This window comes from Paenibacillus alba (assembly GCF_013204855.1).
In the GTDB taxonomy this organism is placed as follows: Bacteria; Bacillota; Bacilli; order Paenibacillales; family NBRC-103111; genus Paenibacillus_E; species Paenibacillus_E alba.
In genome coordinates this window covers 20327-33364 of the sequence record NZ_JABMKZ010000060.1, presented here as the reverse complement: position 1 = coordinate 33364, position 13038 = coordinate 20327, and the positions used below count along the sequence as shown (strand labels likewise).

Genomic DNA, 13038 nt, shown 5'->3' with positions numbered 1-13038 from the left:
TGATCTACGGATTACGCAAATCCTATGCGCTGCAATTTTTTTAAAAGAGACTGAGCCGCGTCTTATTTAGTGATGTCTTTTTCTTCGACTGCCAGCTTTCTAATTTTCATGGTAGTTCAATCATAGGTATCCTTTCCAGGTATTTCTATATCCACCTCATTCACTCCCGAACCCATCTATCGGGAATGAGATCAAGTTCTTGTCATTGGCTCGTGACAAGAACTTGATCCCATAAAATAAAAAAACCGCGATTTACGCGGTAATTAATGAAATAATGTTCTTGTCACCCGACACTTGTCTAACGACACAAAACAAATTCCCCTACATTAAAATAAGATTTAAAAGCGCCTTCTAAATTTTTCGAAGGCGCTTTTAATTATTAGTTCGCGTGCTCCATCTCACAATTGTCGCAAAATGCTCCTATTGTTCCTTCCTCGAATAATCTCCCACATTCAGGGCAAGTCTGATACGAATAAGAGCATTGTTCACAAAGCTGATCATCATTATGTTTGAAATATTGAGCATTCGTCCTCCCACAATCGGAGCATCTGTCATCATCATCATAATCGGCATCCTCATGCGCATCATTGTCGTACAAACCAACAATTTCTACACTTCAAATCCACCTACCTCGATTGTGCATGTTTCATAATTAATAAAATCATCTTCTTGACTGAAGTCAACTGCAAATTCTAAGATGATTGAGCCGGTAATAGTAATTGGTCGTTTTTTTTCAGAGGAATAATTTCTTGAGTAACTTTCTGTAATTAGGGTTTCTAATTCTACTTCAAATTTCCCTTCGAAAATAACCTGATCTTCGTCTATGTCAACTGAATCAAAAGTAATATCTAGTGCTTCATATCCCTCAATCTCCACATCTCCTAAGGGATTATCCAACTTGTCTTGAAGATCACCATTATGGATAAGAAAACTAGTTAGATCAGAATCACCTAATACTACGGTGCGCCTCCGCCGCTTCTTGCTTAAAGCCTGTTTTGAAAGTAAAGTATAGGGAGTGAGTTGAGATCGAATATGCGATCTGCTGTCCCGCCGAATCGTAAACACTCGATACCCACCCTTTAATTGTCATATATTCAGACGAATTCCTTTTTAGAGAGGTTCAATCTTTATCCCTGCACACAATAAGAATAAGCAACCTTACGGGAATGGCGGGTATTCGAACTCAATACCCAGTTATTTTTCAAAATTTACGCTTCCGAATCCATGAGACCGATGAATTTCCGGATCGGCTGTCGTCTATATATACGAAGGCATAAATGAACACAAACTAATTTGACGAAGAGGTGTTTTGAAAATGGCATTAACGTCCGCATTCACGAGCTTCAACCTGCCTGTAAAAAACGTAGAACAATCGAAAGCGTTCTTCACCGGACTCGGATTCGAGCTCAACCCGCAATTCCCCGACAATGAGAATTCGGTAGCCATTGTGATCGGCGACAACCTGCAGGTCATGCTGATCAATCAAGCATTCTTTATTACGCTCACGGAGAAGGAATCCGTCGATACGAGCAAGTATGCGCAGATGACGATCGCATTGGCCTTCGAGAGCCGGGAAAAGGTCGATGAAATCGTGAATACCGCGGTCTCCTTGGGCGGGAAATTGCACGCGGAACCTGAAGAACATGGGTTCATGTATCATTGGGGCTTCGTGGACTTGGACGGCCATCTGTGGGCCATTAACTACATGAACATGGATACGGCACAAGGTTAAGGCTAACGGAGAATACGCTCGTACTAGGGTTCAAAAAGAAAGACGCCGGGCATCTTCCCTGGCGTCTTCTTCGCGATGATTAGTTTGGTTCGGTATAGGCTTTGAAATTGTCCATGATCGCTTGCCAGCCTGCTTGCTGGAACTCGACGGGATTGGAGCTTTCCGCGTCGAACGTTTCAATGACCTTCGTCTCATTCCCTTGATAGACGAAAGCAATATCCACTCTTCTTCCGTCTTCCACGGTGTAGCCGATCGCCTCATGCCGATTCACGACATCGTAGACGCCGCCAAAATCAAAGCCCATGCTGCCATCCTTCGCTTCCATCCGTGTCAGAAACTTGCCGCCGACCCGCAGATCGTTTACAGCTCTCGGCGCATGCCAGTCCTCGGACGCTTGATTCCACTTCGTGACGTGATCCGGCTCGGTCCAAAAGCGCCATACCTTCTCGACAGGGGCTTGAATGACGGCTTGCACGGTTACTTTCGTCGGTTGGCTCGTTTCCATTTTAAATAGACACCTCTCTCATGATATTCGTCGTTTGGTTATTCTCAATGATATAGACGTAAGCCAATGACGAAATTCATGGGTCAATTCGCTCAGGCAGCCCAAATCGCGAAAATAATGACGTATGAATGAAGTTTTGAACGTGCAGGATTTGATTTTCTTTGGTTTCGATGACGTGGATGCCCCAGGGTACCAGGCCAGAGCCCTCTTTGCCCGGCATATACTGGGCCAACGCCGGATAACCGCCATTCACCGTAATGGGCACAAATCGCGAACCTTCGCAATGCCAGCGAGTAAGCAAATAGAAGGCGGACAAATCTTCCTTGCCGCGGATCCACATCTCGAAGGGCGGCATCGACATGCAGCCTTCCTCGTGGAACAACGCGATGAGCGCAGCAATATCGAATTGCTCGAAGGCCTCCACATACCGGGACAGCAGCTGCTGCTCCGGTTGAACGTCCATGCTGCTGAGCTCATCCGAGCGAAGCTGCGCCCGGTCCATCGTCTCTCGGGCTCTTTGTAAGGCGCTGTTCACCGCTGCCGGCGACATCGCCAACGTTTCCGCGATCTGCTTGGAGGACCATTCAAATACATCCTTCAAAATGAGTACCGCGCGCTGCCGCGGAGGCAAGGTCTGCAGGAGAGCGATGAAGCACAGTTGAAGGGTATCTCTCCGGACGAGCCGATCCTCCGGATTGCCCCCAAAGTCGGGGGACGGCCAGATCCAGGCAGAGTCCGGCAGCGTGTCGCGCGGCTCGACGATGGCGACGGCCGGGTCGAACAAGTCAACGGGAAGCGCGCGGCGTTTGGATTGTCTCAGCTTGTCCAAGCACAGGTTGGAGGCAATCCGATAGACCCAAGTTTTGAACGAGGAATCCTGTCTGAACGTGGTCCAGCTCTGCCAGACCCGAATACTCGTCTCCTGAACGGCATCGTCCGCATCGTCCATGGAGCCTAGCATTCGGTAACAGAACGAGGTTAAGCCCGGCATCAAGCTTGCAAATAATGGTTCGTCAAATGCGGTCTCGTTCATCGCAGCCTCCCTTAACGATCTCCCCGAAGGGTGACTCATGAATAAAAATTTAGCACGATCGTACTAATAATTCAATAACCAATAAATTAACCCTTGTCTGTACTTTAGAAATAATTCGCAATACCTCACGCCAGGACCTGAATACTGGAACTATCCTCCCTTTAGATCAAGAGATCTGCGCTACGCATGTTGATTTAAAGATATCTTGGAATAGGAGTCCCAGATTGCCGCTGCTTTATTTACCCAACGATCAATGCGTACACAATACCGGGTCCGTGAACCCCAATGGTCAGGTCATTCTCGATATCAGCCGAACGACTTGGGCCAGAGATGAAATGAATGCCCGCAGGCAGGTTCTCTCTTCCTGTATGATCGAAATTAACTAATGTTTCGCCTAAACGTGTGTTTAGTCTTTCTACCGGAATAATAGCCATCAATACTGTCGGGAGCAAACTAACCGATCTTCCTTTGTCCCGAGATGACAGGACTGTCATGGAGCCGGTATACGCTGTAGCGTAATCCGCCATCACAATACCAAAATCCGCTTCAGCGGCGCGGGCTTTCCAGTGAGTCTCCGGCTCACGGTTCCAAACCGATACGTTAGTGCCTTTTAGCACTCCTTCCAAATCAAGAGCATCAAGCTCCGATTGGTTTTGCCGGATGATATATTTAGCGCTCATTTCCTGTGCTTTATTCACTATGAAATGTTTAACATCTTCCATGGAAGATAAACGAGCGACATATCCGCCAGCAGCTTGGAAATTTTCCGTAAATTTCTCAATTCTCTCTTCAAGAGGCCACTCGAATGCTTGCCAGAAATCAGGTGCTCCTCGGTAAGGCTGAGCCGGTTTCTCAGTCACCCGTGCTCTACCAAGCTTGCTAGCGATGCCATTTATAAATGATTTCTGTTTCGCACGTGACTCCGCTTCAAGCTGATCTAACCATTCCTGATGCGTATCAGCCATGTTCATGCCCTCCTCCGGTTTTTCTTTCCTTGACAATGGCTTCCATTCGTTGGCGCACTTGCGGATCCAGCTCCTTCAGCCCTTGGCGCAGTTCCGCTTCCAATGTCCCCCACCCCTCACGGAACGATTTCTTAGGCAAACTAGGCGTTACCCGATACGAATTCCAGCCTTTGAGCGGACCCAGCTTCGTACGGATCTCTCCGTTACGGACGACAAGTTTTTGACCAATCTTACCGAGCTTCAGCACACCTTTGAAACGGGACGAATTGCCCATAACCGCCGAGAAGCCTTTCATGCCAACCGCTTCAAGCTTGTTGCCATGACCGCTCTCCACTTTACGGCGCCGTAAAGAAACAAGCATATCGTGCAGAGGGATTTTGACGGGGCACGCTTCGTAGCAAGCCCCGCATAAGCTGGAGGCATTCGCAATATCGTCCCACTCGGCCACGTTTTTCTTTAACGCAGGAGTCAATACGGCGCCGATCGGGCCGCTGTACGTGCCCCCGTATGCATGGCCCCCGATATGACGGTACACCGGACAAGCGTTCAAGCACGCGCCGCAGCGGATACAGTTCAGCAATTCCTGAAATTCGGGATCTCCCAGCTGCAAAGAACGTCCGTTATCGACGATAATGATGTGCATTTCCTCAGGCCCATCAGCATCATGTTCTCTTCGTGGACCTGTAATCCCTGACATGTACACCGTCAGCTTCTGACCTGTTGCCGAACGCGGCAGAAGCGTTGCCATGACTTCCAAATCAGTCCAGGAAGGAATAATACGCTCCATACCCATTAGCGTAATTTGCGTCTTAGGAACCGTAGTTACCATCCGGGCGTTACCTTCATTCTCGAACAGCACCATGGATCCGGTCTCGGCAATCGCGAAGTTGCAGCCTGTCATCCCAATTTCGGTTTCAAGAAACTTCTCCCTCAGCTTCTTACGAACAAAACCTGCTAGAATCGAAGTATCCGGCGGCAGCGTCTCTCCCGCTTCTTTGGAGAGCAAATCCGCAATTTGATATCTGTTCTTATGAATAGCCGGAATGATAATATGGGAAGGCGTTTCTCCCGCGAGTTGAATGATATACTCACCTAGATCTGACTCGATAGCTTCTATCCCGATAGATTCAAGCGCGTGATTTAGATGAAGCTCTTCAGTTACCATTGACTTTGATTTTACAACCGACTTTGCAGATTTACGTTCCGCAATCGCCAGAGCAATTTTCACCGCATCAGCCGATGTATCAGCGAAATGGACATGAACTCCATTAGCACGAGCGTTATCCGCAAACAAATTCAAATAATAATCCAGATGAGCAATCGTATGCAGCCGAATTTGTCGACCTCTCTCTCTCCACTCATCCCAATTGCCATGTTCTTCAGCAGCTTTCTTCTTACCTCCGCGCAGCCGCTCAGTCGTGAAGCGCACGGCATTGCGCAAAAACTCATCGTTAAGCGCCAGATCAGCACGTTCTTTAACGCTTGAAGCAGCAGAATTAGTAGTACTCAAGCCCGATTCACTCCTTCATACAGCAGCTCTGCCAAATGCATCACTTTGACGGGTTCGTTTCGAAAGCGCAGGTTGCCAGCGATATTCATTAAGCATGCCATATCGAGACCGACGAGAACTTCCGCTTCCGTTTCTTTTACATGATTCACTTTCTCTGAGACCATAGCTCCTGAAATGTCTGCCATCTTGACAGCAAAAGTCCCGCCGAACCCGCAGCAATCTTCAGCAAAAGGAAGCGGAACAAATTGTAAACCTTGGACGTTTTTCAGTAATTCCAACGGCTCATCTTTGACACCAAGAAGCCTGCTTCCGTGGCATGATGGATGATAGGTGACTTTATGAGGAAACATCGCACCCAGATCAGTAACCCCCAACACCTGCACAAGGAACTGAGTAAACTCGTAAGTTTTTCTCTGAAGCTCTACCGCTTTCTCCAAGTTAACAGGATCATCTTGAAAGAGATTCGAATAGTGATGAATCATATAGGTGCATGAACCCGAAGGAGAGATAACAAAATCGCTATCTTCAAATGCTTTGAGAATTGTTCTGGCCGTTATACGTGCTTCATCCCAATATCCGCTATTATAAGCTGGTTGACCGCAGCAAGTTTGAACGCTTGGAAACTCCAACTGAATCCCATAGTTGGCTAAAAGCCGCACCATCGCTTCTCCTACTCGGGGATACATCGCATCGCTAAGACAAGTAATAAATAATGATACTTTCATGGTTCACCTCTCATCTTTATGACCTATATCTTTATCAGATTGTCAGATATGTAAAGTAAAAGAACCTCAACGATCGAGGTTCTTACTATTTATTCTACTATTTCTCGGCAACCATCGTATTGGTTAACGAACCCAATTTTTCAATCTCTATGGTTACAACATCGCCCGGTTTTAAATAGATCTGCTTCTCCTTTGGATAACCCAAAACAACGCCGGCAGGGGTTCCTGTTAGGATAATATCACCTGGAAGCAAGGTCATATGTTGCGAAATGTAGCTGACAATCTCGTTGCAATGAAAAATCATATCGGATGTATGGGAATGCTGTCTAACCTCGCCGTTGACGATGCAGCGAATATCCAGATTGTTCGGATCTCCTACTTCATCTGCGGTAACAAGGAATGGTCCTAACGGGCTGAAGCTATCGCATGATTTACCAAGCAGCCATTGCTGCGTTCTCATTTGCAAATCTCGAGCGGACAAGTCATTCACATTGCAATAGCCGAATACGTGATCTAATGCATGCTCCTTCTCCACATATTTAGCTTTTTTACCCATCACAATCACAAGCTCTGCTTCGTAATCAACCTGCGACGACACTTTCTCCGGCAGTGGAACTTCAGCGCCATGTCCAGTTAACGTGTTCGAAAATTTATTAAAAAGAATCGGATACTCCGGAATCGGCGCATTGGTTTCTTCAGCATGCTTGCGATAGTTAAGCCCTACACAAATAATTTTGCTTGGGTTCGTCACACAGGGTCCATATTGAATGTGAGTCTCATCCAGCAAATAAGCTTCTCCCTTTGAGCCTGCTTCCAGCACGAGGTTCACAAGACGCTGCAACTGCGCAACCGCCGCCATTCCGCCTTCTATGACAGCATGTAGCGTGGTTGACAAGCTACTCATTTGTTCCGTAGCCATTCCTTCGATTGCTGCGGCGACATCCAAAATGCCCTTTTCCGTTTTAATACCAAGCTTAAATTGGCCGTTGTCGTTAAATGTCAGTAGTTTCATTCGTAAATATTCTCCTCCATCTAGCTATTGTTAGGCGTTCTTACCGAAAACAACACCACCGTCAATATAGAGCGGAGAACCCATCATAAACTTGGAATCATCAGATGCCAAGAACAATGCCGCCTTAGCAACATCCTCTGACTTGCCCAGTTCACCGCTGAGCTGGCGTTGTTTTAAGGATTCGATGGCAGCTGTAGGATCATCATAGGAAGTCTTCAAATAGTTCTCTACGAACGGTGTAAAGATCGTACCCGGCAGAAGGGCATTCACCCGGATGTTGTAGGCTGCATAATCAACCTGCATCGATTTGGTTAAGGCGAGTACGGCTCCCTTCGTTGCAGCATAAGAAACTCTGCGCGCAAGTCCAATTTCCGCTACGCACGACGACATGTTGATAATCGAACCTGTTTTACGCTCCATCATGTAGGGCAATACATATTTCGAGGGCAGGAACACGCCTTTTACGTTAATGCTCATAATCCGGTCCCAAGCTTCCGGTTCAATTTCATGCACAGCTCCGACGCCACTGATTCCGGCATTGTTAAACAGAACGTCGATGCGACCAAATTCAGCAATAGCCGCTTCCACCATCGTCTTGACGTGCTCAGAATTTGTTACATCCGCGTGGAGAAATAGCGCTTCGCCACCCTTGTCCTTAATTTCGCTCACGGTTTCTTTGCCCTTGATTTCATCTAAGTCGTTCACGATAACTGTCGCGCCTTCTTGTGCAAAAAGCAAAGCCGTGCTTTTCCCGATACCTGATCCAGCTCCGGTGATTAAAGCTACCCTATCTTGTAATCGCATACTTCCACTCCTCTATGATTCAGCTTGAATACCATAAAATTTTGAAGCTGATCCGCCTAGTATGGCAGCTCTTTCATGTTCCGAATAATCGGAAATTGCCTGATTGGTTTGCTCCCAGACTTTCTCAAAGTCCCCCGCCAAGTTGGCTACTGGCCAATCGCTTCCAAACATAAGGCGATCCGCCCCAAAATGCGTTAACGCGTAGTCGATATAGGGTCTCAAATCATCTGAGTTCCAAGTATGCCAATCTGCTGCCGTATTCAATCCAGATACCTTGGCATACACGTTCGGGTACTGAGCCGCAGCAGCAAATTGTTCGGCCCATGCTCCCATTTGCTTTTCCTTGATCGGTGGTTTGGCGAAGTGGTCTATGACCATTCTAAGATCGGGTATTTGCTCAGCCAAATAAGGGACATGTTTCAAATGATTCGGGAACACGCCTACGATATCGAAGGTCAAGCCGAAAGATGAGAGAATCTTGAGTCCCTCAATCACCGAATCACGGATGACCCAATCTGGATCCTTCTCTTCGTGAATCAGATGGCGAACCCCTTTGAAGTAAGAATTGGCGGCATATGCCTGCAGCTTTTTATCTGCCACTTCCGGAATATTCAAGGGTACCCACCCAATAACCGCGCCTACCCATTCTCTTTCAGCGGCTACCTTTAACATATATTCGGTATCCTCATAAGAGTTCATAGCTTGTACGATGACCGTTTTGTTAATACCAGCCTTGCGAATCAGTGGTTCCAATTCATCCGCATCAAAGCTGCGGCATATCGATCCGTAAGACGGATCCAACCAAGGGTAAGCAACCTTCTCCAAATTCCAGAAATGCTGATGGGCGTCTATTATCATGGGCGGAAGCTCCTTTGTTTGAACTTATCTCACTCGGTACTCTAAGCAAAACGTTTCTCTTCGGGATCTTCCATATCATAGCCAAAGGCATCAAGCGCCGGCCATAGCTCAGAGGCAATCGGGTAATTCGCGAGTTCCAACGTTTGGGCTATCCGTTCCGGTTTACTCATGCCGACGACCGTACTCGCGATTCGCGGGTCGCGAAGCGAAAATTGAAGGGCGGCGGCGGCAAGCGGAACATCGTATTCCAAGCAAACCTTGGCGAACATACGCGCTCTCTCCAATAAGAGTGGCGGAGCTTCGCTATAGGCATAACGTGCGTATGCTTCCGGACCTTTAGCTAATATGCCGCTGCCATAAGGAGCAGCGTTAATAACCGCAATGCCCATACGACTCGCGACATCAAGCAAAGGTTCGGCAGCCCGATTGAGCAGCGTATATCGATTGTGGGTTTCAACGCTACTAAACGCTCCCGTTTCGACATAACGAATGAGCATATCGATCGGTCCGCCGGATATGCCGATGTGATCAATGACCCCCTGCTCTTGAAACTTTTGCAGTACTTCTAACGGTCCGCCAGATCCCATCACATTTTCGAAGGTGGTATGTTCAGGATCGTGGATGTAAACGTATTGCAGACGATCAAGTCCTAATCGTTCAAGACTTCCTTCGATGGAACGTTTAATCTGTTCGCCGCTAAAGTCGCCAGTCTTAAGATCGCGGTCGGCCTTGGTGGCCAACACGTAACCTGCGGGAAGACCACCATTCGCATGAATGGCCTTACCGATTCGCCGTTCGCTCTCGCCTTCGCCATAAGCCGCAGCCGTATCCAGAAAGTTGATTGGGCTTTCGAAGGCGGTCCGCAACGTTACCAATGCTTGTTCCTCCGACGTGCTGTATTGAAAGGTTTCCGGCATATCTCCAAGCGGAGCGGCTCCAAAACATAGCGGTGATATGAGTAGGCCCGTACTGCCAAGCGGTCTTTTGGATAATAATGCGTTCGTCATGGCGTGTTCCTCGCTTTCTGATATTGTCTGTATTATAACGACACACCCAAAAACCCCCGTGTCATTTGAAAACCGATATTACCTTGCTGATAGAGACTCGGTACATACGTATGTTCCAGAATTTCTTTACTGCGTTCGAGAATTTGATTCACCCAGAAGCTCGGATTGCCCTCGAGTACCAAATCGACATCTTGCTTATGGTTATGCACCACAGCCTGTTCCGACGTCACTTGCAGCATGGGGACGAAAGGATGCGTTTGCATCGGACGATCACCGAGCAGCGCGATGATTAATTCCACCCCCGTGGCGGCGAGTCCTGTAATCGTCTCCACGCCATGCGTCGTTGGAGTCTCCATAATGTGGAAGCCGTTTTGGCGGACGTGTTCCCCATAGGCAATGGACGGCCGAACTTGAGACGAGCCAAATAAAGGCTGACTGAATGCGTCTTCGGCAAGCAATCCGCTGTTCTCGGGAACAACGACCAAGCCTCCGGCCCCGACGATCATCCTGGTTAGCAGCCCCAGCTGTGCGCCGGCATTTTTGTTCATGGCACCAACGCTTACGATCCCGATGCGCAGTCCTTCCAGACCGACCGTCACCTTCTCCGCAGGTTCGGCGACAGTCAATTGATCGGCGAACCAGGCCTCAACCTTCTCGCTCACCTTGGCAATTCCCCCATCGAGCTGGATGCTGGCATAACCAAGACGGCTCGCATCGACCCCCATCACATCCATCTGATGGCGCATGTAGTCGTTATGCGTTTTCTCGCAGCCATGTTCCAGCAGCAAGCAATGCTCCACCATCGGATGCGTAATATACCCGATCAACGTGCGGGAAAACAGGGATTCAGCTGGCCCCCCCGAGGTGCCGCATCCTTCCGTGTGCGCCAAGGTGACAAAGCGCGAGAGCTCAGGCTTCCCTGCTCCTTGCTCGTTCAAGCGCCGTGTGATCATACCCGCTACCTGTCCGGCACAAAGACTGGTTGGCACGATCAAGCCGATATGATCACTGGACTGCCGATTGCGTTGCCGAGTAAAGGAGAATTGGATCGAGTTAGCCATCGTTACAGCATTATCTTCAATTGCGATCGGAGCTCCTGTCGGTACAGGAGTATGAAGCAGCGTCTCCAGCTGACTCGCATCGTTCTGCTGCCAGTTGCGCCAAATTTGTACTTGGGCATGGCCCGCCTTCTCGCCGACGCTCCGCTGACCGGAGGCAATTTGGATCGCCAACTCGAATACCTCTTGGCCCAGCTCATCCATCGACTTGCCTTCCAGATACTGCCCCGCGTTCACATCCATATCGTTGGACAGCAATTGGAAGCGGCGAGTTGTTGTGACTACCTTGACCGTAGGTACATACGGAAAGTTAGTGATTGAACCATTTCCTGTTGTAAAAAAGATCATGTTGCAGCTTGCGGCTATTTGTCCGGCGATGCTCTCCAGGTCATTTCCAGGGCTATCCATGAAATAGTAACCGCCATACTTCATGAGCTCCCCGTACTCCGTTGCATAGTCGATCCTCGTTGTCGGATCTTTCTTCATTGCGGCGCCTATAGATTTGAGATAGATATTGTACAAACCGCGATACATGTTGCCGCCTGAAGGGTTTCCTTCCGCACTGGTGCCATGCCAGGACGTACGCTCCTTAAATCGGTTCACAAGTTCCAGAAATTTGCGCGCGGTTTCCACGTTGCGTACTTTCGACAGGACATAAGGCTCCGCACCAATCAACTCATCCGTCTCAGCTAGACTAGCCGCACCGCCGTAGCGCACCAATTGTTCCGAAACCCAGCCAAGCAGCGGATTCGCGGATACTCCGGAAAATGCGTCCGAACCGCCGCACTGCAAGCCGATTCGCAAGTGGCTGATGGATTCAGGCGTCCGCTGCATCGAGCTAACCGCCTCCAGCCAATCCCGTACGATCGCTTCACCTTTAACCAACTCCTCTTCGAAGCTGCCTGTGAGCGATACGAACTTATGCAGCACTTCATCAATCGGATAGCTATGCTCACGTGCATAAGCCTCCACCATCTTGTTCGTAACCGATTCATTGCCATAATCGACAACCAATACGGCTCCCGCGTTCGGGTTAACCATGAAACCTGCGAGCGTCCGCAGCAGCAAGTCTACATTATTCGCTTTCTCTGTGCCGCCTTCCGTGTGAGCGACAGGAACGATACCATCTATATTCGAATCCTTGTTCCATTCGCCTTGCAGACGAGAAGCAAGCTCATTCACGTAGCTCCCCGTGTGCGAGGTGGTACCCAGCAGTACGACGTAGTTCCTGGTGCCAACCCCGCGATCTGCATGGCGGCGATATCCCATGAATGTACGCGTATCCTCATAAGCTGGCGATGCTTGAGCCGGCTGGAAGTTCTCCTCGTCAAGGATATAAGGAGAAACTTGATCAGCAAAATTGGGCTCCGCCGGCACCGCGAATGTCAACTGGCGCACACTGAGCGCTTCCCGTACCGTTTTGTTGATCACATAGTGACCGGGCAGAATGGGCTTAATCGCAACACCGAAAGGCAAATGCCACGAAAGCAGATCTTCGCCAGGAGCAATCGCTTTCACCGCGAATCGATGGCCTTCCATAACCGTATAATCCAAGACGAGGAATTGGCCTTCATACTGAATGACAGTACCGGAGTTCAATTGCTGAATCGCAACGGCGCAGTTATCCCCGGGCAAGGGAAGTCTTGCTACTTCTTCAAATTGGTAAACGACGTCCATTGATGACTGGCTCCTTTAATGAGATTTTCCGAACTTATAGAATAAATTGAGTTTCTTCAAGGTAAGTGCTGCTCATTAATATTGTATCAAGAATATGGCATTTGTTAATTCTTTACCTTTGCAAAAACATACTCTATTTTGATATTCTATAA

The 13038-nt window shown here is 48.5% G+C and carries 13 protein-coding genes; 1 reads left to right on the top strand and 12 read right to left on the bottom strand.

Annotated features, from left to right (window positions below; genetic code table 11):
• Nucleotides 1-420: 420 nt before the first annotated feature.
• Complete coding sequence (locus tag HQN90_RS36320) at nucleotides 421-564, bottom strand: hypothetical protein (protein ID WP_173227701.1); 144 nt, start codon at nucleotides 562-564, stop codon at nucleotides 421-423.
• Nucleotides 565-609: 45 nt separating this feature from the next.
• Nucleotides 610-1065: a hypothetical protein gene (locus HQN90_RS36315; RefSeq protein WP_173227700.1), complete on the bottom strand. Its 456-nt coding sequence runs from the start codon at nucleotides 1063-1065 to the stop codon at nucleotides 610-612.
• 250 nt (nucleotides 1066-1315) lie between these two features.
• On the opposite strand from HQN90_RS36315, the gene HQN90_RS36310 reads away from it, so the two are divergent.
• Entirely contained in the window at nucleotides 1316-1732 is a 417-nt protein-coding gene (locus tag HQN90_RS36310; RefSeq protein WP_173227699.1) for a VOC family protein, read from the top strand.
• A gap of 79 nt (nucleotides 1733-1811) precedes the next feature.
• Here the strand turns inward: HQN90_RS36310 and HQN90_RS36305 are convergent, their stop codons facing one another.
• From HQN90_RS36305 to HQN90_RS36260, 10 genes are all read right to left on the bottom strand, one after another.
• Nucleotides 1812-2237 (bottom strand): SRPBCC family protein, encoded by a 426-nt coding sequence (locus HQN90_RS36305; RefSeq protein WP_173227698.1) that lies wholly within the window; start codon nucleotides 2235-2237, stop codon nucleotides 1812-1814.
• Nucleotides 2238-2313: 76 nt separating this feature from the next.
• A complete protein-coding gene (locus tag HQN90_RS36300; protein ID WP_246363000.1) occupies nucleotides 2314-3309 on the bottom strand; it encodes a sigma-70 family RNA polymerase sigma factor in 996 nt (331 codons plus the stop codon).
• Nucleotides 3310-3509: 200 nt separating this feature from the next.
• Nucleotides 3510-4235, bottom strand: coding sequence for a LutC/YkgG family protein (locus HQN90_RS36295; protein WP_173227697.1), 726 nt, complete (start codon nucleotides 4233-4235; stop codon nucleotides 3510-3512).
• Nucleotides 4228-5745, bottom strand: coding sequence for a LutB/LldF family L-lactate oxidation iron-sulfur protein (locus HQN90_RS36290; protein ID WP_173227696.1), 1518 nt, complete (start codon nucleotides 5743-5745; stop codon nucleotides 4228-4230). Before HQN90_RS36290 ends, HQN90_RS36295 begins: the two co-directional genes overlap by 8 nt.
• On the bottom strand, nucleotides 5742-6470 hold the full coding sequence (locus tag HQN90_RS36285; RefSeq protein ID WP_173227695.1) for a (Fe-S)-binding protein: 729 nt from the start codon (nucleotides 6468-6470) through the stop codon (nucleotides 5742-5744). The genes HQN90_RS36290 and HQN90_RS36285 overlap by 4 nt, the downstream gene beginning before the upstream one ends.
• 97 nt (nucleotides 6471-6567) lie before the next feature.
• Nucleotides 6568-7482: a fumarylacetoacetate hydrolase family protein gene (locus tag HQN90_RS36280; RefSeq protein WP_173227694.1), complete on the bottom strand. Its 915-nt coding sequence runs from the start codon at nucleotides 7480-7482 to the stop codon at nucleotides 6568-6570.
• 30 nt (nucleotides 7483-7512) lie between these two features.
• On the bottom strand, nucleotides 7513-8286 hold the full coding sequence (locus tag HQN90_RS36275) for an SDR family NAD(P)-dependent oxidoreductase (protein WP_173227693.1): 774 nt from the start codon (nucleotides 8284-8286) through the stop codon (nucleotides 7513-7515).
• Nucleotides 8287-8298: 12 nt separating this feature from the next.
• The gene (locus HQN90_RS36270; protein ID WP_173227692.1) at nucleotides 8299-9144 is read right to left on the bottom strand and encodes an amidohydrolase family protein; all 846 of its coding nucleotides are present in this window, start codon (nucleotides 9142-9144) and stop codon (nucleotides 8299-8301) included.
• 41 nt (nucleotides 9145-9185) lie between these two features.
• Nucleotides 9186-10151 (bottom strand): aldo/keto reductase, encoded by a 966-nt coding sequence (locus tag HQN90_RS36265; protein WP_173227691.1) that lies wholly within the window; start codon nucleotides 10149-10151, stop codon nucleotides 9186-9188.
• A 32-nt stretch (nucleotides 10152-10183) separates the two neighbouring features.
• Nucleotides 10184-12886, bottom strand: coding sequence for a UxaA family hydrolase (locus HQN90_RS36260; RefSeq protein ID WP_173227690.1), 2703 nt, complete (start codon nucleotides 12884-12886; stop codon nucleotides 10184-10186).
• Between the last annotated feature and the right edge of the window lie 152 nt (nucleotides 12887-13038).